At 71.1% G+C, this 25,354-nt stretch carries 24 protein-coding genes; 14 read left to right on the top strand and 10 right to left on the bottom strand.

Features of this window, described 5'->3' with window-relative positions; translation table 11 throughout:
* The first annotated feature begins 146 nt into the window (after positions 1 to 146).
* From ACZ63J_RS31210 to ACZ63J_RS31185, 6 genes are all read left to right on the top strand, one after another.
* Positions 147 to 764, top strand: a complete 618-nt coding sequence (locus ACZ63J_RS31210) for a hypothetical protein (protein ID WP_465399439.1) — start codon at positions 147 to 149, stop codon at positions 762 to 764.
* An 18-nt stretch (positions 765 to 782) separates the two neighbouring features.
* Positions 783 to 1,445 (top strand): Crp/Fnr family transcriptional regulator, encoded by a 663-nt coding sequence (locus ACZ63J_RS31205; protein ID WP_465399438.1) that lies wholly within the window; start codon positions 783 to 785, stop codon positions 1,443 to 1,445.
* A 79-nt stretch (positions 1,446 to 1,524) separates the two neighbouring features.
* A complete protein-coding gene (locus ACZ63J_RS31200) occupies positions 1,525 to 1,785 on the top strand; it encodes a hypothetical protein (protein WP_465399437.1) in 261 nt (86 codons plus the stop codon).
* A gap of 110 nt (positions 1,786 to 1,895) precedes the next feature.
* On the top strand, positions 1,896 to 2,393 hold the full coding sequence (locus tag ACZ63J_RS31195; protein WP_465399436.1) for a hypothetical protein: 498 nt from the start codon (positions 1,896 to 1,898) through the stop codon (positions 2,391 to 2,393).
* 97 nt (positions 2,394 to 2,490) lie between these two features.
* Positions 2,491 to 3,747, top strand: a complete 1,257-nt coding sequence (locus ACZ63J_RS31190; protein ID WP_465399435.1) for a bifunctional glycosyltransferase family 2/GtrA family protein — start codon at positions 2,491 to 2,493, stop codon at positions 3,745 to 3,747.
* Positions 3,747 to 5,588, top strand: a complete 1,842-nt coding sequence (locus ACZ63J_RS31185) for a glycosyltransferase family 39 protein (protein ID WP_465399434.1) — start codon at positions 3,747 to 3,749, stop codon at positions 5,586 to 5,588. The genes ACZ63J_RS31190 and ACZ63J_RS31185 overlap by 1 nt, the downstream gene beginning before the upstream one ends.
* Positions 5,589 to 5,621: 33 nt before the next feature.
* On the opposite strand, the gene ACZ63J_RS31180 is transcribed toward ACZ63J_RS31185, so the two are convergent.
* On the bottom strand, positions 5,622 to 6,050 hold the full coding sequence (locus tag ACZ63J_RS31180; protein WP_465399433.1) for a nuclear transport factor 2 family protein: 429 nt from the start codon (positions 6,048 to 6,050) through the stop codon (positions 5,622 to 5,624).
* Between the two features lie 77 nt (positions 6,051 to 6,127).
* On the opposite strand from ACZ63J_RS31180, the gene ACZ63J_RS31175 reads away from it, so the two are divergent.
* The 4 genes from ACZ63J_RS31175 to ACZ63J_RS31160 all read left to right on the top strand — a co-directional run bounded on the left by ACZ63J_RS31175 (position 6,128) and on the right by ACZ63J_RS31160 (position 11,326).
* Positions 6,128 to 6,886, top strand: a complete 759-nt coding sequence (locus tag ACZ63J_RS31175; protein WP_465399432.1) for a hypothetical protein — start codon at positions 6,128 to 6,130, stop codon at positions 6,884 to 6,886.
* 78 nt (positions 6,887 to 6,964) lie between these two features.
* Positions 6,965 to 7,675, top strand: a complete 711-nt coding sequence (locus ACZ63J_RS31170; protein WP_465399431.1) for a PP2C family protein-serine/threonine phosphatase — start codon at positions 6,965 to 6,967, stop codon at positions 7,673 to 7,675.
* A gap of 115 nt (positions 7,676 to 7,790) precedes the next feature.
* Positions 7,791 to 9,776 carry a hypothetical protein gene (locus tag ACZ63J_RS31165; protein ID WP_465399430.1) on the top strand — a complete coding sequence of 662 codons (1,986 nt, stop codon included), beginning with the start codon at positions 7,791 to 7,793 and terminating at the stop codon, positions 9,774 to 9,776.
* Between the two features lie 14 nt (positions 9,777 to 9,790).
* On the top strand, positions 9,791 to 11,326 hold the full coding sequence (locus ACZ63J_RS31160; protein WP_465399429.1) for an ABC transporter substrate-binding protein: 1,536 nt from the start codon (positions 9,791 to 9,793) through the stop codon (positions 11,324 to 11,326).
* Here ACZ63J_RS31160 and ACZ63J_RS31155 read toward each other — a convergent pair.
* From ACZ63J_RS31155 to ACZ63J_RS31145, 3 genes are read right to left on the bottom strand one after another with little or no spacing between them, the layout of a single operon-like run.
* A complete protein-coding gene (locus tag ACZ63J_RS31155) occupies positions 11,312 to 11,797 on the bottom strand; it encodes a DUF2127 domain-containing protein (protein ID WP_465313187.1) in 486 nt (161 codons plus the stop codon). The two genes, ACZ63J_RS31160 and ACZ63J_RS31155, sit on opposite strands and share 15 nt — an antisense overlap.
* 26 nt (positions 11,798 to 11,823) lie before the next feature.
* A complete protein-coding gene (locus tag ACZ63J_RS31150; protein ID WP_465313188.1) occupies positions 11,824 to 12,240 on the bottom strand; it encodes a hypothetical protein in 417 nt (138 codons plus the stop codon).
* Positions 12,234 to 12,428, bottom strand: a complete 195-nt coding sequence (locus ACZ63J_RS31145; protein ID WP_465334653.1) for an HC3 family zinc finger protein — start codon at positions 12,426 to 12,428, stop codon at positions 12,234 to 12,236. Before ACZ63J_RS31145 ends, ACZ63J_RS31150 begins: the two co-directional genes overlap by 7 nt.
* Before the next feature lie 79 nt (positions 12,429 to 12,507).
* Here ACZ63J_RS31145 and ACZ63J_RS31140 point away from each other — a divergent pair, with 79 nt between their 5' ends.
* Positions 12,508 to 13,341, top strand: a complete 834-nt coding sequence (locus ACZ63J_RS31140; RefSeq protein WP_465399428.1) for a helix-turn-helix domain-containing protein — start codon at positions 12,508 to 12,510, stop codon at positions 13,339 to 13,341.
* Between the two features lie 12 nt (positions 13,342 to 13,353).
* Positions 13,354 to 13,518 carry a DUF397 domain-containing protein gene (locus ACZ63J_RS31135; protein ID WP_465399427.1) on the top strand — a complete coding sequence of 55 codons (165 nt, stop codon included), beginning with the start codon at positions 13,354 to 13,356 and terminating at the stop codon, positions 13,516 to 13,518.
* On the opposite strand, the gene ACZ63J_RS31130 is transcribed toward ACZ63J_RS31135, so the two are convergent.
* From ACZ63J_RS31130 to ACZ63J_RS31110, 5 genes are all read right to left on the bottom strand, one after another.
* Positions 13,492 to 14,064 carry a TetR/AcrR family transcriptional regulator gene (locus tag ACZ63J_RS31130; RefSeq protein ID WP_465399426.1) on the bottom strand — a complete coding sequence of 191 codons (573 nt, stop codon included), beginning with the start codon at positions 14,062 to 14,064 and terminating at the stop codon, positions 13,492 to 13,494. The genes ACZ63J_RS31135 and ACZ63J_RS31130 overlap by 27 nt on opposite strands.
* Before the next feature lie 22 nt (positions 14,065 to 14,086).
* A complete protein-coding gene (locus ACZ63J_RS31125; RefSeq protein ID WP_465399425.1) occupies positions 14,087 to 15,535 on the bottom strand; it encodes an amidohydrolase in 1,449 nt (482 codons plus the stop codon).
* A gap of 306 nt (positions 15,536 to 15,841) precedes the next feature.
* Positions 15,842 to 17,398: an ABC transporter permease gene (locus ACZ63J_RS31120; protein ID WP_465399424.1), complete on the bottom strand. Its 1,557-nt coding sequence runs from the start codon at positions 17,396 to 17,398 to the stop codon at positions 15,842 to 15,844.
* Positions 17,395 to 18,303 carry an ABC transporter ATP-binding protein gene (locus ACZ63J_RS31115; RefSeq protein WP_465313195.1) on the bottom strand — a complete coding sequence of 303 codons (909 nt, stop codon included), beginning with the start codon at positions 18,301 to 18,303 and terminating at the stop codon, positions 17,395 to 17,397. The genes ACZ63J_RS31120 and ACZ63J_RS31115 overlap by 4 nt, the downstream gene beginning before the upstream one ends.
* A 2-nt stretch (positions 18,304 to 18,305) precedes the next feature.
* Positions 18,306 to 18,920: a TetR/AcrR family transcriptional regulator gene (locus tag ACZ63J_RS31110; RefSeq protein WP_465399423.1), complete on the bottom strand. Its 615-nt coding sequence runs from the start codon at positions 18,918 to 18,920 to the stop codon at positions 18,306 to 18,308.
* A 251-nt stretch (positions 18,921 to 19,171) separates the two neighbouring features.
* Here ACZ63J_RS31110 and ACZ63J_RS31105 point away from each other — a divergent pair, with 251 nt between their 5' ends.
* Together ACZ63J_RS31105 and ACZ63J_RS31100 are read left to right on the top strand one after the other, a co-directional pair.
* Positions 19,172 to 22,405 (top strand): S8 family serine peptidase, encoded by a 3,234-nt coding sequence (locus ACZ63J_RS31105; RefSeq protein ID WP_465399422.1) that lies wholly within the window; start codon positions 19,172 to 19,174, stop codon positions 22,403 to 22,405.
* 400 nt (positions 22,406 to 22,805) lie between these two features.
* On the top strand, positions 22,806 to 24,197 hold the full coding sequence (locus ACZ63J_RS31100) for a discoidin domain-containing protein (protein ID WP_465399421.1): 1,392 nt from the start codon (positions 22,806 to 22,808) through the stop codon (positions 24,195 to 24,197).
* Here the strand turns inward: ACZ63J_RS31100 and ACZ63J_RS31095 are convergent.
* The gene (locus ACZ63J_RS31095; RefSeq protein ID WP_465399420.1) at positions 24,185 to 25,348 is read right to left on the bottom strand and encodes an ROK family protein; all 1,164 of its coding nucleotides are present in this window, start codon (positions 25,346 to 25,348) and stop codon (positions 24,185 to 24,187) included. The two genes, ACZ63J_RS31100 and ACZ63J_RS31095, sit on opposite strands and share 13 nt — an antisense overlap.
* Positions 25,349 to 25,354: the final 6 nt, after the last annotated feature.

Below are 25,354 nucleotides of genomic sequence, written 5' to 3'. Positions count from 1 at the left end.
CGAAGCGAGGACTGAACCGTTACGTTCGGCCAAACTTCCTGGCACCAAACAGATAACGTCGATTCACCTCAGTTGTTCCAGGGTACTCCAGGCCATACAGTGAACTTGACTGAACTTCAGTTCACACCTGAAGGCAGGAGCGGGCCATGGACAACTCAGCCGACATACCCCGGCACCGGGCCATCGTGGCGGTCGACATCGAGAACTCGACCACGCGGACCAACTCGGTGCGCACCCAGCTCCGGACCGTGCTCTTCCAGCTCCTCGACGAAGCCCTCGCCTCCGGTGGGATCGGCCGGAAGCACCGGGACGCCTTCGTCGATCGGGGGGACGGGGCGCTCTGCCTCGTCCGGCCCTTCGACCAGCTGCCCAAGACCCTCCTGCTGACGACCGTCGTGCCCGCGCTTGCCGATGGTCTTCTCAAGCACGCCGAGAACCGGCCTGAGCTGGCCTTTCGGCTGCGGGTCGCCGTGCACGCCGGTGAGGTGCACCGCGACGCCCGGGGTCCCTACGGCGAAGACGTCGACATCGCCTGCCGCCTCGTCGACGCCCCCGACCTGAAACGGCGGCTGCGGGACACCGCCGAACCGCTCGCGCTCGCTGTCTCGCAGGAGATTCACCGGGTGGTCGTGCGGCAGGGCTACGCCGGCATCGATCGCAGCGCCTTCACCCAAGCCGTCCACATCAGGCTCGGCGAAGAACGGATTCGCGGCTGGCTCTACGCGCCCCGTGCTCGCGAGCCCGAGGAGGACCTGACCGCTTAGACCGGAAAGAGGTGGGACGTGGAACCGACGGGATTCTGGGCCGGCCTCGGACCGGCCGAGCGCAGCGAACTGGCAGCCGCCGGTTCGCGGCGTTCCTACCGGCGCGGCGAGTTCCTCTGCCGGGAAGGCGACCACTCCAGCGCGGTGGTCTTGCTGCTGGCCGGGCACGTGCGGATCGTCCACGGCACGCCCGACGGCCGCGAGATCGTCATCGCGGTCCGCGGCGCCGGGGACGTCATCGGCGAGCTCGCGGCGATCGACGCGCAGCCGCGGTCGGCGACCGTCCAGGCCCTCGGCGACGTCGAGGTGCTGGAGATCCCCGGCGAACGGTTCACCTCGCTGTGCCGGGCGCGGTCGCGGATCTCCTGGGCACTGCTGCGCGTCCTCACCGACCGTCTCCGCTCCGTCGGAACCCACTGGCTGGACCTAGGCGGCGGGACAGCCGCCCGGCGGGTCGCCGCGCAGCTCATGCAGCTCGCCGTCCAGCACGGGGTCGCGCGGGGCGGGGACATCGAAATCACCGTTCCCGCCACCCAGGCCGAACTCGCCATGACCGCCGCCATCTCCCGTGAGTCCTGGGCGCGCGCGACCCGCGAGCTGCGGCAGCGAGGCGTCATCAGCACCGGCCGGAGACAAGTGACGATCCACCGCCTGGCTGAACTTCGACGTCTGGCGAGCTGAATCCCGCCTTGTGTGTCAGCTGACACACACGACGCGGCGACCCGGAGGTTTCCTGGATCCACCGAGGAGGAGGGCACTCATGGACCCCTACACCACCGCACCGCGCAGCCGCTGGCGCCGGGGCGTCTACGCGGCCGGGATCGTCATTCCCTTCACCGCTTCCCAGCTCTGGGCACTTCTGGTGCTGCTGCGGCTCGCGCCGCTCGATGGGCTCGTCGGGCAGGCCTTCGTGCTGATCCTGCTGGGCTCCGTCGTCGCTGTCTGGGTGGGGTGGCGCTGGACCTGGCAGCTCGGCCGGGACAAGGACCGGCGCGCCCACGAGACCCGGATTCCGACATGACCTCCGCGCCGGTGATCGTCGCGGCCCTGGTGGCCGGGGTTGCCGCCGGACGTCTCTCACGCCACCTCGGCGGCCTTCTGCGCCGCCGGTTGACCGGAAGGAGCTCGGAAATGACCAGCAGGCCGGCGTCGTTCCCCGTCCGCCTCTACCACTGGCGGTGGGAGATCCTCTCCCTCACGCTTCTCCCCTACGGCGTGGTGGTGTTCGCGCTGTGGGCCGGCCCGGTGTGGTCCGGCGCCACGCTCGCGGCGGTCCTCGGGATAGCGTTCCTGCGCCGCCGCCAGGTGCGGGCGCGCGTCCAAGCCGTGCGGCTGCAGCACCGGCTGCGGGCGACTTTCCCGCGGCTGCGCCTGCGTCCGGCGATCCTGTGGAGCCGTCCGCGCAGTGGTGACATCGTGGTGTCGCTGTTCGGCCGGGATGCCTTCGAACACCTGCACCGCAACCGATCCGTGCTCGCGGCGGCGTGCGGGGTGCCCGAGGTCTACGTCGACCGGCACCCGCGCTACGCGAGCCTGGTGACGCTGACGATCAGCCCGACCGAGGCCCGCCGTGAACCGAGCCGCGCGCTTCCGCCGAGCAACGTCGTGCCGCTGCGCGTGCACAGCTGACGCCGGCTGTGCCCGGCCACCCGGCCGGGCACAGCGCACAGCAAGCGCACAGGGCGATCACACGATCACCAAAGCGGGACCGGCGACCGTATGAGGCATGACAGCCACCGCCTCCGCAGCACGGCCCGGGACCGTCCCGGTCGACCTGGCCGGTCCGCAGCCCGTCCTCGACGTCGTCATCCCGGTCTACAACGAAGAGGCCGACCTCGAACCGTGCATCCGCCGGCTGCACGCGCACCTGGCCGAACACGTCTCCTACCCGTACCGGATCACCGTCGCCGACAACGCGAGCACCGACACGACGCTGCAGGTGGCCGAACGACTCGCCCGCGAGTTCTCCGAGGTGGCCGTCCACCACCTCGACGAGAAGGGCCGCGGCCGCGCGCTCAACGCCGTCTGGCGGGCCTCCGACGCCGCCGTCCTGGCCTACATGGACGTCGACCTCTCCACCGATCTCGCCGCGCTCGGGCCGCTCGTCGCCCCGCTGCTGTCCGGGCACTCCGATCTCGCCATCGGCAGCAGGCTCGCCCGGGGGGCGCGAGTCGTGCGGGGGCCGAAGCGCGAGTTCATCTCCCGTGCCTACAACCTGATCCTCCGCTCGACGCTCGCCGCGAAGTTCAGCGACGCCCAGTGCGGCTTCAAGGCCATCCGCGCCGACGTCGCGCGTGAGCTGCTCCCCCACGTCGAGGACACCGGCTGGTTCTTCGACACCGAATTGCTCGTGCTCGCGCAACGCGCCGGGCTGCGGATCCACGAGGTGCCCGTCGACTGGGTCGACGATCCCGACTCGTCGGTCAACATCGTGAAAACCGCCACCGCGGACCTCAAAGGCATCGCCCGTGTCACTAAAGCCACCTTCACCGGCGAAATCCCGATCAGCCGGCTGCGCGAGCAGCTCGGCCGGCAGCCGATCGGGGTCGAGGCGCCGGGGGTGCCGCCGCGGCTGGTGACGCAGCTCGTGCGGTTCGCCGCGATCGGCGTCTCGAGCACGCTCGCCTACCTCGTGCTGTTCCTGCTGCTGCGGACCGCCGTCGGCGCGCAGCCGGCGAACTTCGCCGCGCTGCTGGTGACGGCGGTCGGGAACACCGCGCTGAACCGCCGGCTCACCTTCGGCATCCGCGGCCGCTCCGGCGCCGGGCGGCACCAGTTCGAAGGGCTGATCGTGTTCGGCCTCGGGCTCGCCCTGACGAGCGGCTCGCTCGCCCTGCTCAACGGATCCACCACCCCCGGCCTGGTCCTGGAGATCACCGTGCTCGTGCTGGCGAACCTCGCCGCCACGGTGCTCCGGTTCCTGCTCCTGCGCGGCTGGGTGTTCAACCCGCGCCGCCAGGCCGCCACCCAGAAGGAGTACTGATGACCGCCGTCCTGTCCGACCCCGTGACGCAGGAACCGCGTCACCGCAAGGATTCCGCGGCGCACGCGCCGCCGCGCTGGGTCCGCCCGGCCGTGTTCGGGCTGCTGGCTGCGACCGCCGTGCTGTACTTCTGGAACCTGACCGCGTCCGGCTACGGCAACTCGTTCTACGCCGCGGCCGTGCAGTCCGGGACGCAGAGCTGGAAGGCGTGGCTGTTCGGCTCGCTCGACTCCGGCAACGTGCTGACCGTCGACAAGCCGCCCGCGGCGCTGTGGGTCGGCACGGCGTTCGCGCGGATCTTCGGGTTCTCGAGTTTCACCGTGCTGGCGCCGCAGGCGCTGATGGGCGTCGCGTCCGTCGGGATCCTTTACCTGACGGTGAAACGGACTTCGGGCCCGGTCGCCGGGCTGATGGCCGGGGCGATGCTGGCGGTGACGCCGGTCGCGGCGCTGATGTTCCGGTTCAACAACCCGGACGCGCTGCTCGTGCTCCTGATGGTCGCCGGCGCCTACTTCGTCGTGCGGGCCACGGAAAAGGCGTCCCCCGGCTGGCTCGCGCTGGCCGGCGCCGCGATCGGGTTCGGCTTCCTGACGAAGATGATGCAGGCGTTCCTGGTGCTGCCCGCGTTCGGGCTGGTGTACCTGATCGCCGCGCCGACGTCGCTCGGCAAGCGGCTGCTGCACCTCGGCGGCGCGGTGGTGTCGCTGGTCGTTTCGGCAGGGTGGTTCGTCGCGCTGGTCGAGCTGTGGCCGACGGCGTCGCGGCCCTACATCGGCGGGTCCGAAGGGGACAGTCTGCTCGAACTCGCGTTGGGCTACAACGGGTTGTCGCGCATCTTCGGCGGTGGTGACGGCGGCGGGCCGGGCGGTGGCGGCGGCATGGGCGGCAACACCGGGTTCGGTGGCGCGTCCGGCCTGTTCCGGATGTTCGGGTCGAGTTTCGGCGTGGAGATTTCGTGGCTGCTGCCGGCCGCATTGATCGGGTTGGTTGCCGGGCTCTGGTTCACGCGCCGCGCGCCGCGGACCGACCGGACGCGCCTGGCGCTGGTGCTGTGGGGCGGCTGGCTGGTCGTGACGGCGCTGGTGTTCAGCTACATGAGCGGCATCGTCCACCCGTACTACTCGGTGGCGCTGGCGCCGGCGATCGCCGCGCTGGTCGCGATTTCGGGGCGCGCGCTGTGGCAGGGCCGGGCGAACCTGGCGCCGCGGGCGGTGCTGGCGGCGATGGTCGTGGTGACGGCGGTGTGGTCGTTCATCCTGCTCGACCGGACGCCGGACTGGTTCCCGGCGCTGCGCTGGATCGTCGCGGTGCTCGGGGTGCTGGTCGGCACGGTGCTGGTGATGGGCGTGCCACCGGTCCGCCGCCTGGTCGCGGCCGTCGGGGCGGCGCTGGTGCTGACGCTCGGTTTGTCGACGGCCGCTTACGGAGTCGAGACGGCGTCGGTGGCCCACAGCGGTTCGATCCCGACGTCGGGCCCGACGTCGAGCGCGATGGGCGGCGGCTTCGGCGGCGAGGATTCCGCGTCGAGTGCGGTCGGTTCGCTGCTGGCCGCGACGACCACGAAGTGGGCCGCGGCGACGACGGGTTCGCAGAGCGCGGCGTCGTTGGAACTGGCCAGTGGTAAGGCGGTGATCGGCATCGGCGGCTGGAGCGGTTCGGACCCGGCGCCGACACTGGACGAGTTCAAGGCGTACGTCGCGGCGGGCGAGATCAAGTACTTCGTCGACGGCGGCCGCGGCGGCGGCCCAGGCGGCGGTTCGTCGGACATAACCACGTGGGTGACGGCTAACTTCACCGCCACGACAGTGGACGGCCAGACGGTGTACGACCTGCAGAGCTGACGAAAGTCGCCAAAGGGCCGTGGGCGGAAACGCTCACGGCCCTTTGGCACGCAGGTGATGACTGACGTCCCCGAGCAGGTCGATCTTCACCCGGCGCTCCGAGAACGCCCACTCCCCGTCCACAAAGCTGAACGAGTCCGCATACGACCCCGCGGCGATCGGCTGCAGAACCAACCCCGGCGCCGCCTGCAACACCGTCACATAAGCCCGCGCCGAAGCCGACGTCCCGCTCACCGAAACAACCACATTCGAAGTCACGTGCTTGGTCCGCGGTGTCCCGTCCTCATACAGGATCACCGTGTCCCGCAGCATCCCCGAAACCTCCGCCGCACCGCGAAACGCGCCGCCGCTTCCCACGAACGTCCCCGACGCGAACAAGGCCCCCACTCCCGCGAAGTCCCCCGCGTCGACCAGGAACGCGTACGACGCGATCAGGTCGGAAATCGCCCGGTGATCGTCCACGGAAACGATCTTACCGGGATTTTCGGTACCTTGGCGGTGAACGGCGGCAGGGGGCCGCCGGCCAGGGGGTTGTTCTCATGCTCGATCGTCGGAACCTGCTCAAAATCGGCGCGGCCACCGTGGCCGGGTCGCTCGTGCTCGGCGGCACGGCCACCGCCCAGACCGAAACCGGGACCGGGACCGGCCTGCCGCCCGTGCCCGGCATGCTCGGCGACCGCCGAGCCAACGAACTCTGGTACCAGCTCGACGAAATCGCGCTGTACCACCCGTCGCAGGAAACCCAGGACGCCTACAAGGTCTTCTTCGGCTACCTTCAGCAGACAGATGGCATCTACGCGGAATGGCTGAAGCTCAGCCAGGAACCCGGCTACCCGAACAACTACGTCGAGTTCCTCAAGCCCGTCGAAGCGCCGCTCAAGACGATCTCGAAACTCCAGCTCGGCAACTTCGACCGCTTTTACCGCAACGACGACGAAGGCCTCATCCGCGCCTTCGCCGCCTTCGGACAGGGCATCCTCTTCGACCCGCGGCGGGCGGACGTCGAGTCCGAGGTGCACACCATGGACGGCGACCCGCCGAGCAGCTACCACTTCTGGCACGCCGTCCAGCGGGCGCACATGCTGCTCGACATCGACCGGCGGCGGTGGGCGCGGCTCGACCCGGTGCTCGGGTTCGCCTGGGCGCTGCAGTCCATCGCGAAGCCGGACCACCGTCACGTCAACCCGCCGCTGCCGCGCGAACAGGTCCGCGCCGTCGCGCGGCACTGGCTGCCGCGTTCGCCCGCGCAGCTGGACCACGACTTCCGGTCGTCGCCCTACCCGGCGGGCATCCACTGACGCGCCGCACAGAAAAGTCTCAGACGGCCCACAGGTAACGAGCGGATCATCGAGGGCAGAGGGGACGAGGAGGCCGCGATGATCACGACACGACCGGAGTACCCGCGCTGGCACACCGCGAGCGCCCAGGGGCCCCGTGAGCTCAATGCCGACGCCGTCGGGGCGTACGCCGCGGCCGGCGGGCCGGGCATCGTCTTCGCCCTCGCCGACGGGGTCGGGGACGAGCCCGCCGCCGCCCGGGCGGCCCGGACCGCCGCCGCGGCCGCCGCCCGGACGCCGGTCCACAAAGGACCCGTCGAAGCGGTGCTCGCGGCGCAGCGCGCGGTGCGGGAGCAGACGCTCGGGGACGCCGTGCTCGTCGTCGCCATGCCGGCCGAACACGGCGGGTACCGCATCGCCTGGGTCGGCGACGCCCGCGCGTACACCTGGGACGGCACCACGCTGACCCGCCTGACCACCGACCACACGCTCGCCGAGTACTTCCGCGCCCGCCATCAGCCGGTGACCCCGCGGATGGAACACGTCGTCACCACCAGCGTCCGCACCACCAAGCCGGAGGAGATCGGCACGGCGGAGACGCCGGGTGCGGGCCTGCTGCTGACCAGCGACGGTGTCCACAAGCCGCTCACCGGCAGCGGGATCCGTGCCGTGCTGGCCGATCCGGGCGCCGGCGCGGCCGAGCTCGTCGGCGCCGCGCTCGCCCGGGGCGGCTCCGACAACGCGACCGCCCTCTACGTCGAACCCCTGGAGGCCGACAGCACGACGGTGCGATTTCCCGTCGCCGCGTAGGCCGGAAATCATGGACAAAAATCGGCCAAACGGGGGGAACCCGTAGCCGAGTGCTCACGGAGTGTTTAACCTGGTAACCCGACGTGTTCGTGGTTCACTGGGGGAGTACACACTGATGGTCGAAGCGGATCATTCCGGTTCCGTTCTGCTGACCCGCCGCCTGCTCTGGAACGGCGTCACCGGCAAACCGCCGCGGCCGCAACCGGTGGTCCTGCTGCTCGGCCCGGTCGGCGCCGGCAAGTCGCACGCGCTGTCCGAGATCACCAGTCACCTGGGCTGGGGTGTCGTGCACGCCCGGTTCGACTTCGCCGGTGACGAGCCCGCCCCGGTCGACGTGCTGATCAGGCTCGCCTACGAGCTCTCCCGGAAGTGGCGGCACCGCGCGCGGCCGCGGTTCCTGCGCCTGGCCGTCGCCCTGATCGCCGTCAACGCGGAGCTCAGCACCACCGACCGCCGCCGGGACCGCGAGACGCTGCGCGAAGAGCTCCGGAAGTTCAAGCGCAGCCGCTGGAACGGCAGCTTCGATCCCTGGCTGCGCATCTTCGCGAAGACCGCCGTGCCGGCCCCCTTCGGCGCCGCGTTCGCCGACGAGGTCCCGGGGCTGCTGCAGACCCTCCGCCCGCGGCTGGGCCACATCCTGCGCTCGCTGACCGAGTTCGACCGCTTCACCACCGGGGACGCCCTCGACGCGCTGGTCGACCTCAACTGGCTGGCGCGCGGGGCCGAGCCCGACCCCGACGGGGTCACCGCGTGGCTGACCGAGGCGTTCCTCGCCGACGTCCGCGAGAACCACCGCCGGATGTCCGTCCCGGAGCGGCGCAGCCCGTGCGACTGCGTCAACCCGGAAAAGGTGTCCCACGTGCACAACTGGGTGGTGCTGCTCGACGACGTCGACCACCCGGGCGGGCTCGCGTTCCTCAAGGCGCTGACGGCGGCCCGCGAGGCCTACCGCCGCAAGCACGGCGACCGCGGCACCGGCGATCCGCTGCTGGTCGTGGCGACGAGCGGGAAGTGGGACGGCGAGTGGGAGCGGGAGCTGGCCCGCGCCTGGCGGCCGCCGTGGCAGCCGGGCGGGACGGCGGCCCGGGTCGTGCCGAGCTGCCGCGACGCCTCCTACGACGACTGGGCCGAGCACCCCGACGGCGCGCGCCCGCCCGCCTACTACCCCGTGCTGCTCGAGCCCCTGACCGTCCACGAAGTCGCGGCGCTGCTGGGCAAGGCCGTCCCGCGCACGACGGCCGAGTTCGTCCACCGGGCCAGCGGCGGCCTGCCGAAGGCGGCGAAGCAGCTGGCCGCGGCCCTGCGCGACACCTCGGTCCGCCCCGGCGCCCGCGACGTGCTCGGCACGTCCGGCCCCGACCCGTGGCGCCGCTGGCTCACCGACCTCCGGCTGTCCAGTGTGGACACCGAGGCGCTGGTCACGGCCGCGCCGTTCGCCACCGCGCCGTGGCTGGTCCCGCTGCCCGAGCACGGGCTGGTCGGCCAGCCGCACGTCGGCCCGATCCTCACCGAGCTGCGCGCGTCGTTGTGGGTGAACGCGCCGGGCCACGGCGGCGGCACGCCCGACCACGTCACGCTGCACCCCTGGCTCGCCGGCAACCTCGTGTCCGCGCTGGCCCGGCGCAACGGTGACGGCGGCCCGACCTACGCGGCCCAGTTCTCCGCGCTGCGCGGCGCCCCGGAGGCCGACGACGTCCGGCTCGCCTACTGCCTGCTCGCCCTCGGCGACTTCCCCGCCGTGGTCGACCTGTTCGAACGGGACTTCCCGAAGCTCCCGCACCAGGAGTGGATAGACCGGCTGACGGTCGTCGTCCACGCCCCGGACGCCCAGCCGCTCGACGAGAACTACGAACGGCTCTTCGGCAAGCTCGTCGACGCCGACATCGAGCGAAACCCCGACGACCGCACGGAGATCCGCAACAACCTCGCCCGGCTGGTCGCCGCGAGCTGGCTCAGCGCGAACCCGTTCGCCGTGCGCGGCCCGGACCAGAACAAGAGCATCCGCACCGCGCTGACCAACCTGTCGTCGATCTCGCAGCGCTCGGACACCCAGGCCCTCGAAGACACCGCCAAGCTCGCCTTCGACGGCCTCTGGCCCTGACGGACGGAACGCCGATGCCCCGCACCGCCCTGCTCGACCGCTTCACCCCGCGGACCCGCGCCGCCGAGCCACCCGTCCGGCCGCGCAGCGTGCTCCACCGGCACTGGATCGCCGTCACCGCCGTCGTTGTGCTCCTGGTCGGCGTGGTCCTCGTCTGGAAACAGCCCTGGCAGCAGTGCGGCGCCGGGCTGACCGAAGAGAACAACGTCTGCGTCGGCCTCTCCCTCGACTCCGGGCCGCTGCGCGACGACGATCCCCTCGCCGAGCTCGAAGCGGTGATCGCCGCCCGGAACGCCCAGGCGGGCGCGAACTACAAAACCGTGGTGGTGCTGGAGAACCTGACCCCGGATCCGAACGTCGACAGCACGCCGATCGACTTCATCCGACACGAGGTCCAGGGCGCGATCGCCGCCGCGTGGCCGCGTCCGGACACCACCGGCGTCAAGCTGCTCCTGGCGAACTTCGGCAGCAACGCCGAACACTGGCGCGCGGCGGTCGACCAGATCGTCGCGAACGCCGAGCCGCTGCGCATCGCCGCCGTCACCGGTGTCGGCATCAGCCTGCAGAGCACGCGCGACGCGATCGCGGAGCTGTCGCGCAACGGCATCGTCACGATCGGCGCGACGGTCACCGCCGACGACCTCAACGTCGACGCCGACGGCAAGCGCATCAAGAACTTCTTCCGCGTCGGCCCGACCAACAGCGACGAAGCGCACGCCGCGGTCAACTACATCGCGAAGCTCCCGAACCGCAGCGCGATGCTCATCGCCGACGGCAACGAAGCCGACACGTACGCGGGCACGCTGAGCAAGGCGTTCACCGAGCAGCAGTCGGTGCCGATCAAGGCCTCGCAGAGGTACACCTACCCGGGGCAGCTTACCGGCACGAACCGTGACGACTACTTCCAGAAACTGTTCCGTCGCATGCACTCCGAGATCTGCAACACCCAGCCGGACGTCATCTATTTCGCCGGCCGCGGCGTCGACCTGCGGTCGTTCATCTACGCGCTGTCCAACAGCGGTGCGTGCGAGCAGCTCCGCTCGGTCAAGGTCATCTCCGGTGACGACGCGGCGACGCTCGTCGGCACGAAACTCCCGCTGACCGGGGACATCGCCGTGACGCCGATGTACACGGCGCTGGCCTACCCGGACCAGTGGACGAAGTTCACCGGCAACGACGCCGCGCTGGCCTACCGGCAGAACTACGCGGACTTCCTCAACAGTTTCGCGGGCACGCACGCGTTCGAGGCCGGTGGCCTCTCCGACGGCGCGGCGATGATCGAGCACGACGCCGTCGCGACGGCGCTCAGCGCGGCCGACAACGACCCGTCGTCGAACTCGCAGTCGGTGGCGAACTTCGTCTCGCAGATCAACTGCACCTCCGCCGTGCCGGGCGCCACCGGCTTCATCGCGTTCCGGCAGGACAGCGGCAACCAGATCGACAAAGTGCTGCCGATCCTGAGCATCGGGGCCGACGGTGCGGCGAACCTCGTCGACCTCGTGTGGTCGCAGGGCCGGCCGCTCGACACGTCGCCGTCATGCACTTCGTGACCGCTTCAGCTGCCGGTATTCCCGCAGCACGAGCACGATGATGACAACGTCGAGCGCGGCGAAGAACGGCAACGCGATCGAATGGGTGTGGATCGCCCGGATCACCTCGTAGACGACAAACGCGGCGAGGATGATCGCCGCGACCGGGTACGCCCGGACGATCTTGCGCGCGAGCGCCCAGACCAGGCCGAGCTTGATCAGGCCGTGGGCGAGCAGGTACGCCACGGCGAAGGTCTTCGTGTCGCCGTGGAGGAAGTTCTCGGTGGCCGACTCGAGGTGGCGCGCGAGGGTGCCGGACGGGTCGCCGAGCAGGTCGCGCGTGATGACGGCGTGGGTGAACCCGCTGACGGCCGACGCGGGGATGAACGCCAGGATCAGCGCCCCGACCACCTGCAGGGCGCCGTCGAGCCCCTTGATCGCGATCGCGATCCGGAAGAAGCGCTCGGTCGCCGTCGTCTTCGCCTCGGTCATGCCCCCAGCTCAGCACGAACGGCAGGTCAGCGCACCTGGAGGCACCTTTCGCACCGTTCGTGGCGAGTCGTCCGGCCCGTCGGGTCCGTGCCGTAGAAGGGGAAACACGCGGCGCCGCAGACGGCCAGGAAGATCGGCCCGCACCGGAGGGGGTGCGGGCCGACCTGGTGGGCGACGGCCAGCGCTCGCCGCCGTGCGCCCGCTTCGGGGAGCCACCCGTGGTCCGGCAGGGTGGCCCGGACCCGGGCGTCCAGCTCGTCGGCGCGGCCGACGAGGTCCGTGCCCAGGTCGGCGAGGCGCTCCCCCAGGTCGCGGAGGATGTCCGGCCGCGGGGCCTCCTCGTCGAGGGTGCGGGCGAGCCAGGCCAGGTCGAGCGCGAGCGACGCGTGGAGGTCGCGGATGCGGTCGAGCAGCCGGTGGTCCCGGCCGGCGTCGGTCAGCACCGGGCCAGCCACGCGTCCCGGCAGCCGGTGCAGGTCGGGTCGAACCAGTTCCCGCCGAGCTGCGGCACGTCGCACACCGCGACGGTCACCTCTTCCCCGCACAAAGTCACGAACGTTTCTTCCGGACGCGGAGGGAAAGCGCCGTCGAGCGCGTGGCGCTTTCCCTCCGCTTGCTGCCACCTCAACATGACTCCAGTGAATCCGTCCTGTCCGGTAGACACCAACACGCTGAGTGGGTGATGGACAACGCTTTGTACGATCGGGCGCATGAAACCGACTTCTTCCACGCCTCGCGCGCGGACGCTGGCCGCCGGTCTCCGCGAGATCCGCGAGTCGCGAGGGATGGGACTGCGCAAGCTGGCGACGATCCTCGGATTCACACCGCAGCTGCTGTCGTTGTGGGAGAAGGGGTTGCGGGTGCCACCGGTCTCGGCGGTGGCGCTCATCCTCGGCTTCTTCAAGATCCGAGGCGAGCAGCAGAAGCACCTGCTGGAATTGGCCCAGAGCGCCCGCGAGCCCGACTGGATCACCACGGGATCACCCGAGATTCCGGCGCCCCTGAGCGGCCTGCTCGAATGCGAGCGCACCGCAACAAAACTCACCACCTGGCAACTCGCCATTATTCCCGGACTACTTCAGACCGCCGATTACGCCCGGGCACTGCTGAGCAATTCGAAGATTACAGTCGAGCAGGCCGATGCCCGCCTCAAGGTCCGGCTCGACCGGCAGAAGATCCTCACCCGGCCGGAGCCGATCCGCCTGAACGCGATGGTCCACGAGTCCGCCATCCGCGAGCCGATCGGCGACGAAGACATCATGTCCGACCAGTACGATCACCTCCTGGCGATGTCCCGTTTGCCGAACATCTCGCTGCGGGTCCTCCGCTCGGGCCGTGGATACCACCCCGGCCTGCTCGGCAGCTTTATCCTCTACGACTACGAGGATCTGCCACCGGTCGTGTTCCTCGAATACTTCGGCGGGAGCGCGTTTCTCTCCGACGACCGTCACATTGTCACCTATCGACAGCTTGCTAAACTGCTGTCGGAGACCGCACTGAGCGAAGACGCCTCCCGCGACCTGATCGCGGAGGTCACGAGGTAATCGGAGGCGCGGATGCACCGGAATTGGCGCAAGTCGTCCCACAGCGGTCATGAAAGCGACTGTGTCGAGGTGGCGATCGAGCGCAGCGTCGGGGTGCGGGACAGCAAAACCCCCGCGGCCGGTCAGCTCACCGTGTCCCGTCAGGCCTGGTCAGCAGCCCTCCGCACCCTTCGCTGACACCTCGGCCCGCACCACGTCCGCGGCCAGCGCGACCGCCGTCTCCGCGGCTTCCGCGCCGAGGGTCGGGCCGTTCGCGTACAGGCCGTCGACGATCACCATGATCCGGTCGGCCAGCCGACCGGGCTCGCGCGCCGTCGTCTCGGCCGCCAGCTCGCGCAGCTGCGTCCGCACCCGCCTGAAGTGGTCGATCGCCGCGCGGTGGACCGGGTGGGCACGTTCCGGGAACTCCGTCAACGCGATGCGAAGCGGGCAGCCGCGCGCGCCGGGCTCGACGGCCCGCACCCCCACCCCGCGGACCAGGTCCACCAGGCGCGACTGCGGGTCGCCCGCTGTCCGGATCTCCGCGACGAGCGCGTCCCAGTCGCCGCTGTGGTGCGCCAGGTACGCGACGACCAGGTCGTCCTTGCCCGCGAACTGGCCGTAGAGCAGGTTCTTGCCGCACCCGCACTCGTCGATGATCCGCTGCATCCCGACGGCGTGCACCCCGTGCCGGTCGAACAGCCGCGTGGCGGTTTCGAGGATGCGCTGGCGGACGTCCGGCATCCGGGGATCGTAGTGGCCGGGGCTAGACGAGGTGCGTGACGTGTCCGGCCAGGACCGTCGCCGTCACCGGGAGCGCCCTCAGGTCGGCCGGCGAGAGCACCGACGGGTCGGCCGCCGTCACCATCAGGTCCGCGACGTCTCCCACCGCGACGCCCCGACGTCCGCCCGAAGACGCCGCCAGCGCGTCCGCCAGCGACAACGCCTGTTCCGGGTGCCAAGCCGGCCGGTCGTCGTCGGTCCGGGAGACCGCCGACGCGATCCCGTCCCACGGGTCCAGCGGCGCCACCGGGGCGTCCGACCCGAACTCCAGCCGGGCCCCCGACTCCAGCAGCGACCGGTACGGGAAGGCCCGCGAAGTCCTTCCGTGCCAATACCTTTCCGCGACGTCACGGTCGTCCGGCTGGTGCGCCGGCTGGACCGCCGCGATCACGCCCAACGCCGCGAACCGCGAGACGTCGGCCGGCGAAAGCAGCTGCGCGTGCTCGATCCGCCCCGGGCAGCCGACTCGCTCGAACGCGTCCAGCGCGATCGTGTTCGCCTGGTCGCCGATCGCGTGCACCGCCGGGACCAGGCCGTGCGCGGAAGCCCGCTCCAGCAACGGAACCAGCTCGGCCGGCGGCAGCTCCAGCAACCCCGGCGAGTCCGAACCCGGATAAGGATCGTGGCAGTAAGCCGTGCGAGTGTTCAGCGAACCGTCCACGAAGAGCTTGAACGGCCCGACCGTCAGCAGCCCGCCCGAATCCGGCAGGACGTCTCCGGTGCGGTGGCCGCGCTCGATCGCCTGGTCCAGCAGGTGCCGGGCGATCACGCACGAGATCCGGGCCGCGGGCGCGCCCCGCCGGGTCCAGTCCGTGACCGTGTCCGCGTACTCGTAGTCGACGATCTCCGTCACGCCCCGCGCGGCCGCCGCGGACACCGCTTCCGCCACCCACTCGTCCTGGACGTCGACCGCGGCCGTCGGGAGCTGGGCCGTCGCGCTCATGCAGTCGTTCTCCAGCAGCACCCCCGTCGGGTGCTCACGGCCGATCAGCTTCAGCGCCGCCGGGCTCAGCCACAGCGTGTGCAGGTCCGCGCTGAACAACGCGACCGCGCGCCCCGGCAACGCCCGCTGCAGCAGCTCCTTGTGCGGCTTGTCCGGCCAGAGCCCGTCGCGGAAACCCGCGCCCACGACCAGTTCCGTCTGCGGCGCCGGTGTCGCCAGCAGGTGGGCCAGCAGCAGCTCGACCGCCTCCGTCGCCGACCGCGCCGCGTCCAGCGGGATCCGGCGCCGGGACGTCGCCCACTGCACGACGTGGACGTGCGCGTCGACCAGCCCCGGCAGCAGCGTGCCGCCGTGCCCGTCCACCACCCGCGCGGCGAAGGCCCCGGACCCCGGCTCGGTGATCGCCGTGACCCGGCCGTCGTTCACCCGGACGTCCGCGAGCTCGCCGCGAAGTCCCGGCCGCACACGGCGCAGCAGTAGATCATCCATGCCGACCACCCTGCCAGCCGGACCCGTCCGGGTGAAGCACGGAGTGAGATGGGAATGAGATGGGTATTAGCTACCGTTGTACAAGATGGCAGCCGTCGCCCGCCGAAGGGTCAGGGCCGGTCCATGGGCGCCGCCCTCATAAGCCGCGCAGGGTTCGACTCCCTCGGTTGCCGCGAGCGAGTGGGTGAGGTGTGTGCGCAAAAAGCGCGCACCCACCTCGCTCGCCGTGTCTCCTGGGGGTCAAACCCCCAGACCCCCGCCAGGGGGCAAGCCCCCTGGACCCCCCGGTGTGGTCGCCTTTCGCTTTCAGCCCACGGGGATGTCACGCCTTCGCAACGCCGTCAGGCCGCCCGCTCCCGCCACCAGGGCGATCGCCGCCAGCCAGAGCACCGGCGTCAGCGAGAACGTTCCGCCCGGCAGCCGGGGCAGGTGCTGGAATGGGGAGATCCCCAGCACCATGTCGTTCCATTGCAATGCCGAACCCACCAGGGACAGCAGCAGGAACGCGCCCAGCAGCCCCCATGCCGCCGCCGCGAAGCGCGGGAGGACGCCTGTTAGCAACGCCGCCAGCCCGGCCAGCACCCACACCGCCGGGAGCTGGGCCAACGCCGCCGGGACCAGTGAAGCGCCATACGCCGCGCCGGTTGCCAGACCGGTCACCGCCAGCACGAACGCTGAGCCCAGCACCATGATCACCAGGTGCGACGCCGCCCAGCCGAGCCGGCCGACCGCCGTCGCCAGAAGAGGTTCTGCCCGGCCTGCGGCCTCTTCGGCCCGTAGCTTCAGCGTCGCCTGGATGGCGTAGCCCGCCGCCGCGAGGCCGTACAACGTCATCGTTCCGGCCAGGTATGCGTCGACCACCGCGCCGCCTCCGCCGAGCCGCGCGAACACGTCCCCGACTGCCTTGTTGTCCCGCAGCAGGTCCGAGACGTTCTGCGCCACGCCGCCCATCAGCAGGCCGACCAGCGCCAGGCAGACGGTCCAGACCAGCAGCGTCCCCCGCTGCAGCCGCCAGGCGAGCGCCAGCGGCGACCGAAGTGACGCCTTCGCCGTCGCTCGCCCCAGCCGCGCCGGAAGCAGCGCTGCACCGAGGTCCCGCCGCGCGGACAACACGACCGCCAGCGCCACCAGGACGCCGGTGAAGGCCAACGCCAAGGCCAAGATCCACCACTGCTCCCCCGCGAACGGCCGCAGCCGGTGCGCCCAGCCGATCGGCGACAGCCACGCGAGCCAGCCGGCCGACGCGCTGCTGTCCCCCGCCGCGCGCAGCAGGAACGCCAGCACCAGCGCGCCGATCCCGATCCCGCGCGCCACGCTCGCGCCCCACGTCAGCTGCGCCGCGATCGCGCCGACCCCGGCGAACACCCAGCCCACCAAGGAAAACCCGAGCCCGAGCGCGAACGCACCCGCCGCCGGCTCGCCCTGGGCGGCGACGCCGAGCCCGACCAGCAGGCCGTACACCAGGCAAGCCCCGCAAGCGAACAGCACCGCAGCCGCCAGCCCGGCGTGCCGCCCGACGACGGTCGCGCCGGTGAGCTCGCGGCGGCCCGCCTCCTCCTCGGTGCGGGTGTGCCGCACGACCGTCAGCAGCGCGATCAGCCCGACGACGACCGGCACGAACCCGCACTGCCAGGCCAGCAGGTTGCCCACCGACGAGCCGTACAGCGGGCCGTTGCGCACGACGAACGTCGCGCTCGACGCGTTCAGGTCGTAGAAGTGCTGCCGCGACGCCGCATCCGGGTAGGCCGCCTTGATCGACGACAGGTACCCCAGCGGCGCGAGCGCCAGGCAGACGACCCACAGCGGCATCAGCAGCCGGTCACGGCGCAGCACCAGCCGCAGCAGCGCCCAGGTCCCGGTCATCGCGCCGCTCCGACCGGCGCGTCCTGGCGGTAGTGCCGCAGGAACAGCTCCTCGAGCGTCGGCGGCCGGCTCACCAGGTTGCGCAGACCGGCTTCGGCGAGGTGCCGCATCAGGTCGTCCAACGCCGTCTGGTCCACGGACAGGTGAACGTGCGAGCCGTACGTGCTCAGGTCGTGCACCCCCGGCAGCGACGCCAGGTCCGCCGGCACGCGCGCGAGCGACGCGTCGATGGTGATCCGGCCGAGGTGGCGCAGCTCGTCCAGGGTCCCCGACTCGACGGTGCGGCCGGCCCGGATGATCGTGACGCGGTCGCACAGCGCCTCGACCTCGGAAAGGATGTGCGAGGACAGCAGCACGGTCCGGTCGCCGCGTTCCCGCTCCTCCGCGACGACCTGCCGGAACACCTCTTCCATCAGCGGGTCGAGCCCGGACGTCGGCTCGTCGAGCACCAGCAGCTCCACATCGGACGCCAGCGCCGCGACCAGCGCGACCTTCTGCCGGTTGCCCTTGGAGTACGTCCGGCCCTTCTTGCGCGGGTCGAGGTCGAAGCGCTCGACGAGCTCCGCGCGGCGCGTCCTGTCGAGGCCGCCGCGCAGCCGGCCGAGCAGGTCGATGACCTCGCCGCCGGTGAGGTTGGGCCAGAGCGTGACGTCGCCCGGCACGTACGCGAGCCGCCGGTGCAGCTCGGTCGCGTCGGTCCACGGGTCGCCGCCGAGCAGGGTGGCGCGGCCGCCGTCGGCCCGCATCAGCCCCAGCAGGACGCGGATCGTGGTGGTCTTGCCGGCGCCGTTGGGTCCGAGGAACCCGTGCACCTCGCCGGTGTGGACGGTCAGGTCGAGCCCGTCGAGGGCCTTCGCGGGACCGAACGCCTTGGTGAGGCCGTCGGCGGTGATCGCCTCAGCCATCGTCATTCCTTTCGTGGGTACGCGGCCAGCGCTTCGCGGGCCTTGTCGAGGACGTCGGCGTCGCCGAGCGGGTTCAGGAAGAGGTGCCCGGCGGCCAGCGACATGCGCAGCATCGCCTCGTGCGTGCCCGGCTCCTCGCCGAGCGCACGGGCGACGTGGTCCTGCAGGATCATCAGCCCGCCGGTCATGGCGGCGAGCGCGGCGGCGACCCCGCGCGGGTCGGGCATGTCCAGGTGCTGCTCGCGGAAGTAGCGCTCGGTGCCGTCGACGATGTCGACGAACTGCGCGGCCGCGGCTTCGGAGCCGTCGATCATCGCCCGGCCCAGGTAGCGGCGGAACAGGAGCTGGCGCGCGTCGAACGTCGGGACGAAACCCGGGTCCGCGTGCCCCTTCGCCAGCGCCTCCTCCTTGAACTTCAGCAGCTCGTCGAAGACGTGGGCGTCGCAGGCCTCGCGCAGGCCGTCCTTGGAGCCGAAGTGGTGGCGGATGAGCCCGCCCGACACCCCGGCCTCCTTCGCGATGTCCAGGACCGACGTCTTCTCCATGCCGCGTTCGGTGAACAGGCGGATGGCGGCGTCGCGGATCCGGGCCCGCGCGGTGAGGTCTTCGGTGTTCATGAGCGTCCTATACGTTCGGATAGCCGACTACACAGCAATGTAGCCCCCTATACGCACGTATAGCAAGAGTGGACGTCTGACCTCGCCGCGTCACATCCGGTTGCCGCCTAACCGGCGAGCGCGTTAGGCCATTCGGCTCGCAACCAATTGCGGTTGATGGGCTAACTGTCTGATTGCTGACGAAGATCTCACGTTGTGTACTTCACGGACGTCTACTTGTCGGACGCATCTCTTCACGAAGGGTCGTTTCAGTGACACAGCACAGACCGCGCTGGAGACGGCGGGCCGGGATCACCGTCCTCGCCACCGCCCTCGGCGCCTCCGTCCTCGGCATCGCCGTCCCGGTGGCCTCCGCCCAGCAGGCCCCGGCCACGGCGGGCGCCACCGACGGCAAGACCCTCGACGAGCACGACCGCGCCCTCGTCGCCGAGGCCGAAAAGGCCGGAAAGCCCGACGTCACGCTGCTGATCGCGGCGGAGAAGGGCCAGACCGGCGCGGCCGTCACCGAGCTCAAGGCGCTCGGCGGGGTCGTCCAGTCCACCGACACCAAGCTCGACTACGTCAAGGTCAGCGTCCCCACCGCCAAGGCCGAGAAGGCCGCGAAGCTCAAGTCGGTCAACGCCGTCGACGTCGACGGCCTCGTCTACCGCGACGACCCGAAGCCCGAGGGCGCGCAGGACCCGGCGCCGCAGCCCGCGCCCGGCAAGAACACCCCGCGCGTGAACCCCTACCTCCCGACCGGCGACACCTACGCGGCGCAGTTCGGCCAGGTCCTGCCCAACTGGGACGGCAAGGACACCACGGTCGCCGTCCTCGACTCCGGCGTCGACCTCGACTCCCCCGCGCTGGCGAAGACCAGCCACGGCGAGCGCAAGATCGTCGACTGGTACAACGCCAACGCCACCAACTCCGGCGACGGCACCTGGGTCGCGCAGTCGGCCGCGACGTACACCGGCACCTTCACCGCGAACGGCAAGAGCTGGACGGCCCCGGCGACCGGCGGCCCGTACACCTTCGGCGTCTTCAGCGAGACCGCGGGCGACCTGGGCGGCGCGGACAGCGAGACCGGCGGTGACGTCAACCGCGACGGCGACCGCGCCGACTCCTGGGGCGTGCTCGAGGACAGCGTCACCAAGGAGGTCCGCGTCGACCTCAACGGCAACGGCGACTTCACCGACGAGAAGCCGATGACCGACTACGCGAAGAAGTACGACGTCGGCTACTTCGGCACCGACAACCCGGCGACCGACATCGCCGAGCGGATGGCCTTCGTCGTCCAGACCGACAAGCCGGGCTTCGTCGGCATCGGCATCGCCGGCGCCGAGCACGGCTCGCACGTCGCGGGCATCGCCACCGGTAACGACCTGTTCGGCGGCAAGATGGACGGCGCGGCCCCGGGGGCGAAGGTCCTGGCGGTCAAGGTTTGCCTCACCGGCACCGCCTGCACGTCGTCGGGCTTGATCGACGGCGTCGTCTACGCGGCCAGCCACGGCGCGGACGTCATCAACATCTCGATCGGCGGCCTGCCGGCCCTCAACGACGGCAACAACGCCCGCGCGGAGCTCTACAACCGCACGATCGCCGAGTACAACGTCCAGATCTTCATCTCGGCCGGCAACAGCGGCTACGGGGCGAACACCGTCGGCGACCCGTCGGTGGCCACGGACGCGATCTCGGTCGGCTCGTACATCACCAAGGAGACCTGGCTCTCGAACTACGGCTCGAAGACCCAGAACGCCGAGTCGCTGCACCCGTTCTCCTCGCGCGGCCCGCGTGAGGACGGCGGCTTCAAGCCGGACATCATCGCGCCGGGCGCGGCGATCTCCACCACCCCGCGCTGGGAGGCGGGAGGCCCGGTGGCCGGCACGTACGGCCTGCCTGCCGGGTACGCGATGCTGCAGGGCACGTCGATGGCGGCGCCGCAGGCGACCGGCGCGGCGGCACTGCTGGTGAGTGCGTACAAGGCGACGCACCAGGGCCAGCGGCCGCCGGTGGCGCAGCTGCGTTCGGCGATCAAGTCGACCGCGCGGTTCGTGCCGGGCATCGGCGCGTACGCCCAGGGCGCGGGCCTGTTCAACGTCCCGGCCGCGTTCGTCGCGCTGTCGCTCAACCCGAAGCCGGACGCCGTCTCGACGTCGGTCGAGGTGCACACCGCGCTGTCGGGGCTGCTCGCGAAGCCGAACACGGGCGTGGGCATCCACGACCGTGAGGGCGTGACCACGGGCACGGCCTACACCCGCACGTACACGATCACGCGCACCACGGGTTCGGAGCGTCCGGTGCCGTACTTCGCGCGGTGGACGGGCAACGACGGCACGTTCTCCTCGGCGGCCACGGTGGTGCTGCCGCTGAACACGCCGGTGAAGTTCGACGTCAAGGTGAACCCGAAGACCGCGGGCGTCCACTCGTCCCTGCTGTACCTGGACAACCCGCTGACCGTCGGCATCGACGTGCAGACCCTCAACACGGTCTTCGCGCCGCAGGAGTTCACCGCGGCCAAGGGCTTCCAGGTCGACGTCTCCGGCAAGATCGCCCGCAACCAGGCGACGAGCTACTTCGTGCGGGTGCCCCAGGGCGCCAGCGCGCTGAAGGTCGACCTGGACGCCGGCGCCGGCGCGCCGGGCAAGGGCCAGGTGCGGTTCCTGCGGTACGACCCGACCGGGGTCCCGGCCGAGGCCAGCACGTCGACGACGTTCTGCTACCTGCCGGACGCCGGAGCCGGCTGCCCGGGTGGCACGCCGACCAGCCGCACCATCGCCAACCCGCTGCCGGGTGTGTGGGAGATCGTCGTCGAAGCGCGCCGGACGTCCGATGTGGACAATGCGGCGTACAAGCTGTCGGCTTCGGTTCTGGGCACGGCGATCTCGCCGAACCCGGACACCATCGCCTCGGCCACGCTGAACACGCCGATCGCGCGTTCGTACACCGTGACGAACACGCTCGGCGCGTTCACCGGCAAGCTGAACGGCGCCACGCTGGGCAGCGCGAAGGTCGCGCGGCCGTCGATTGCCGAAGGCGCGCAGCAGCAGTACCAGATCGCGGTGACGCCGGGTTCGACGTCGCTGACGGCCACGATCGGCAAGACGTCCGACGTCGGCGCCGACCTGGACCTGGTGCTGTACAACTGCACGACCGGCTCCTGCGTGCAGGCGGCGGTCAGCGCGGACGGTGACTCCGAGGAGTCGGTGACCGTGGCCAACCCGGCCGCGGGCGTCTGGGTCGCGCTGGTCGACGGGTACGCGGTGCCCGCGGGCACCACGCAGTACGACTACCTCGACGTGTTCACCAACCCGTCGTTCGGCTCGGTCGAGGTGGCCGACACGAACGCGGCGCACGCGTCGGGCAGCTCGTGGACCGTCCCGGGCACGGTGACGGTCAAGGCCCCGCCGGCGGCCGGCCGGATCCTGCGCGGTCAGCTGACCGTGCAGACCGACACCGGTGTCACCGTCGGGAGCTCGCTGGTGCAGGTCAACGCAGTGAGCTAGTCCCGCTCATCGGAAGCCGCCCCGGGGTCCGCCCCGGGGCGGCTTTCGTGTTTCTGTGGCTCCCGGCCAGTTGTGGTCACCAGGCCCGGCATGACCAACCCAGCCGTGTGCCGTCCGCATCGAGACCGACTGCGCGATGTGTGGTCGACCAACCCCGCCACCATCGGGGCCGTGCCGGTCGCGGTCGCCCGCGTAGCCGGCGGGCCCGCATCGGCTACCGGTACGAACACCCAAGGCCGGGCGAAATCCCGCTCAACGGGAGCAGCCCCGGAGCGGCTTTCGGTTTCCTGGTGGCTTTCCGACGCAAGTTTGCGCATGTCCGGAAAACTATTGCCCGGGCTCGGTTCCCGTCCGTATGGTCGGGACCACTCCCACGCAACGGCGCGACGAGGGGCTCCCCATGCGACGGTTCACGACGATCTTCGCCGCCCTTTTCCTTCTGGTGGCCACCCTGACCGCACCGGCCGCGCACGCCGCCGCGGCGCTCTCGGGCCGGACCCATCTCTTCTACTACCCCTGGTACGGCAACAGTTCCGGCGCCTACCGGCACTGGCAGCAGGGCGGCCACACCCCACCGGACGACGTCGGCGCGAACTTCTACCCGGTTCTCGGCCCCTACGACTCCGGCGACGGCGGCGTGGTCGAGCAGCACATGCGGTGGGTCGAACAGTCCGGCGCCGGGGTGCTCGTCTACAGCTGGTGGGGTCAGGGGTCCTATGAGGACGGTCTGGCCGCCGGGGTGCTGGCCGCCGCGGCGCGGCACGGGATCCGCGTTGCCTGGCACCTCGAGCCGTACGCCGGGCGTACTGCCGCGTCCACGGTGGCGGACGTCAACTACCTCACCGGGCGTTACGGCGGGAGCCCGGCGTTCTACCGCGAGGGCGGGCGCGGCGCGTTCTACGTCTTCGAAAGCCTGCGCATCACGGACTGGTCGGCGCTCGACCAGGTGCGCTCGTCGGCGATCGTGCTGGCGCAGACCACGGACACGAGCAAGGTCGCCCACTTCGGCGGCATGTACACCTACGACGCGATCGCCGGGGCGACGGCGCCGGGCTGGCGTGAAGCGAGCGCGTACTGCAAGGCCAACGGACTCGTCTGGGCGCCGTCGGTGGGCCCGGGCTACAACGACGACCGAGCGGTCCCCGGCAACACCACACCGACGCTGTCCCGCGACAACGGCGCCACCTACGACCGCGAGTGGCAGAACGCGCTGGCCTCGAACGCCGACTGGGTCTCGGTGACGTCGTTCAACGAGTGGCACGAAGGCTCGATCATCGAGCCGGCCCGGTCTTCCCCGCCGCCGTTCGGGTACGACACGTTCTCCGGCGCCTACGGAACTTCGGGCGCGGCTTCGGAAACCGCATATCTGGACCGGACGCGCTACTGGGCGTCGCAGCTCGCCGGCCCGGTGACCAACCTGGCCTTGGGCAAGGCCGCGTCCGCGAGCGGCTCGCAAGGCGGGTTCCCGCCGGGGAACGCCGTCGACGGGAACGCGTCGAGCTACTGGGAAAGCACGAACAACGCGTTCCCCCAGACGTTCACGGTGGACCTCGGCGCACCTCGCACGGTAGCGCGCCTGGTGCTGAAGCTGCCGCCGTCCTGGGGCACACGAACCCAGTCGATCTCGGTGAACGGCGCCGCCCCGGCGGGCTACGTCTTCGACCCGGCGAGCGGAAACACGGCAACGATCCCGGTCCCGGCAACAGCGAACCAGTACGTCCGGCTCACCTTCACCGGCAACACCGGCTGGCCAGCCGGGCAACTGTCCGAAGTGGAGGCCTACGCCTCCTGAGCTCGCGCCAGGAACGGCGCCGGATCCGCCAGCACCCGATGCACCACCCGCCCCGCGGCACCCAAAGTCGCCGCGTCACCACCCAGCCGTGACGCCGACAACACCGGAGGCGCACCCCGCAAACCCCCCAACCGCGCCGCCAGCACCTCCGACACCGGCCCGGACAGCCACGGGTACAGCTGCGTGAACACCCCGCCCAGCACCACCCGGTCCAGATCGAGGAGATTCACGGCCGACGTCAGCGCGATGCCGAGAGCCTGCCCGGCCGCCGCGCAGGCCGACAACGCGACCTCGTCGCCGCGGTCCAACGCCGACAGCAACGACGGCACCGACGTCGCCTTTCCCGCCGCCAGCAACGCTTCCTGACCCGCGTACGTCTCCAGGCAGCCGCTTCCGCCGCAACGGCACGGTGGGCCCTGCGGCGCCACCACCACGTGGCCGAGCTCGCCGGCCAGGCCGCGGGCGCCCGAGAACAGCGCGCCGTTCACCACCAGGCCCGCGCCGATGCCGACTTCGCCGGACACGTACAGGAAGTCACGCTCGCCGTTGCCGTACCAGAGCTCGCCCAGGGCCGCGAGGTTCGCTTCGTTGTCCAGCTCCACCGGGACCGGCAGGCGCAGGAGGTCGGCCGGGTGGACGTCCTGCCAGCCGAGGTTGGGGGCGCTGAACAGCACACCGTCGCCGACCGGGCCGGACACCGCCAGCACCGCGCCCGCCGGCTCCAGCCCGAGCCGGTGGGACTCCGTCAGCGCCTCCGCGGCCAGGGCCTGCAGCTCCGCCATGACCTTCTTCGGCCGGGAGCCGCGATTGTCCCGCGAGCGCCGCGCGGCGAAACGGACCACGCCGGTGAGGTCGAGCACGCGCACCGCGAGGTAGTCGACGTTGATCTCCAGCCCCAGCGACGCCACGCGCGCCCCGCTGAGCACGACCTCCACGCCCGGCCGGCCGCGCTCGCCCGCCCGCGCGGGGCCGGTTTCGGCGAGCAGCCCCGCGTCGATCAGGTCGCCGACGAGCTTCGAGACCGTCGACTTGGTCAGCCCGGTGAGCTCGGCGAGGGCCGCCCGGGTCAGCGGCCCGCCGCGGCTGACCGCGCCGAGCACGACCTCGAGGTTGCGGGCGCGCATCGAGTCGTGCCGCACGGCCTGGGTCATCGCGTC

The organism is Amycolatopsis sp. NPDC104863 (genome assembly GCF_055582965.1).
This window is presented reverse-complemented; position numbering and strand designations above follow the sequence as displayed.

Bases quoted from the DNA above. Each gene is read 5' to 3' on its own strand.
- ACZ63J_RS31210 (WP_465399439.1), top strand. From the start codon at position 147: ATGGACAACTCAGCCGACATACCCCGGCACCGGGCCATCGTGGCGGTC.
- ACZ63J_RS31200 (WP_465399437.1), top strand. From the start codon at position 1,525: ATGGACCCCTACACCACCGCACCGCGCAGCCGCTGGCGCCGGGGCGTC.
- ACZ63J_RS31195 (WP_465399436.1), top strand. From the start codon at position 1,896: ATGACCAGCAGGCCGGCGTCGTTCCCCGTCCGCCTCTACCACTGGCGG.
- ACZ63J_RS31190 (WP_465399435.1), top strand. From the start codon at position 2,491: ATGACAGCCACCGCCTCCGCAGCACGGCCCGGGACCGTCCCGGTCGAC.
- ACZ63J_RS31185 (WP_465399434.1), top strand. From the start codon at position 3,747: ATGACCGCCGTCCTGTCCGACCCCGTGACGCAGGAACCGCGTCACCGC.
- ACZ63J_RS31175 (WP_465399432.1), top strand. From the start codon at position 6,128: ATGCTCGATCGTCGGAACCTGCTCAAAATCGGCGCGGCCACCGTGGCC.
- ACZ63J_RS31170 (WP_465399431.1), top strand. From the start codon at position 6,965: ATGATCACGACACGACCGGAGTACCCGCGCTGGCACACCGCGAGCGCC.
- ACZ63J_RS31165 (WP_465399430.1), top strand. From the start codon at position 7,791: ATGGTCGAAGCGGATCATTCCGGTTCCGTTCTGCTGACCCGCCGCCTG.
- ACZ63J_RS31160 (WP_465399429.1), top strand. From the start codon at position 9,791: ATGCCCCGCACCGCCCTGCTCGACCGCTTCACCCCGCGGACCCGCGCC.
- ACZ63J_RS31155 (WP_465313187.1), bottom strand. From the start codon at position 11,797: ATGACCGAGGCGAAGACGACGGCGACCGAGCGCTTCTTCCGGATCGCG.
- ACZ63J_RS31145 (WP_465334653.1), bottom strand. From the start codon at position 12,428: ATGTTGAGGTGGCAGCAAGCGGAGGGAAAGCGCCACGCGCTCGACGGC.
- ACZ63J_RS31140 (WP_465399428.1), top strand. From the start codon at position 12,508: ATGAAACCGACTTCTTCCACGCCTCGCGCGCGGACGCTGGCCGCCGGT.
- ACZ63J_RS31135 (WP_465399427.1), top strand. From the start codon at position 13,354: ATGCACCGGAATTGGCGCAAGTCGTCCCACAGCGGTCATGAAAGCGAC.
- ACZ63J_RS31130 (WP_465399426.1), bottom strand. From the start codon at position 14,064: ATGCCGGACGTCCGCCAGCGCATCCTCGAAACCGCCACGCGGCTGTTC.
- ACZ63J_RS31125 (WP_465399425.1), bottom strand. From the start codon at position 15,535: ATGGATGATCTACTGCTGCGCCGTGTGCGGCCGGGACTTCGCGGCGAG.
- ACZ63J_RS31120 (WP_465399424.1), bottom strand. From the start codon at position 17,398: ATGACCGGGACCTGGGCGCTGCTGCGGCTGGTGCTGCGCCGTGACCGG.
- ACZ63J_RS31115 (WP_465313195.1), bottom strand. From the start codon at position 18,303: ATGGCTGAGGCGATCACCGCCGACGGCCTCACCAAGGCGTTCGGTCCC.
- ACZ63J_RS31110 (WP_465399423.1), bottom strand. From the start codon at position 18,920: ATGAACACCGAAGACCTCACCGCGCGGGCCCGGATCCGCGACGCCGCC.
- ACZ63J_RS31100 (WP_465399421.1), top strand. From the start codon at position 22,806: ATGCGACGGTTCACGACGATCTTCGCCGCCCTTTTCCTTCTGGTGGCC.
- ACZ63J_RS31095 (WP_465399420.1), bottom strand. From the start codon at position 25,348: ATGACCCAGGCCGTGCGGCACGACTCGATGCGCGCCCGCAACCTCGAG.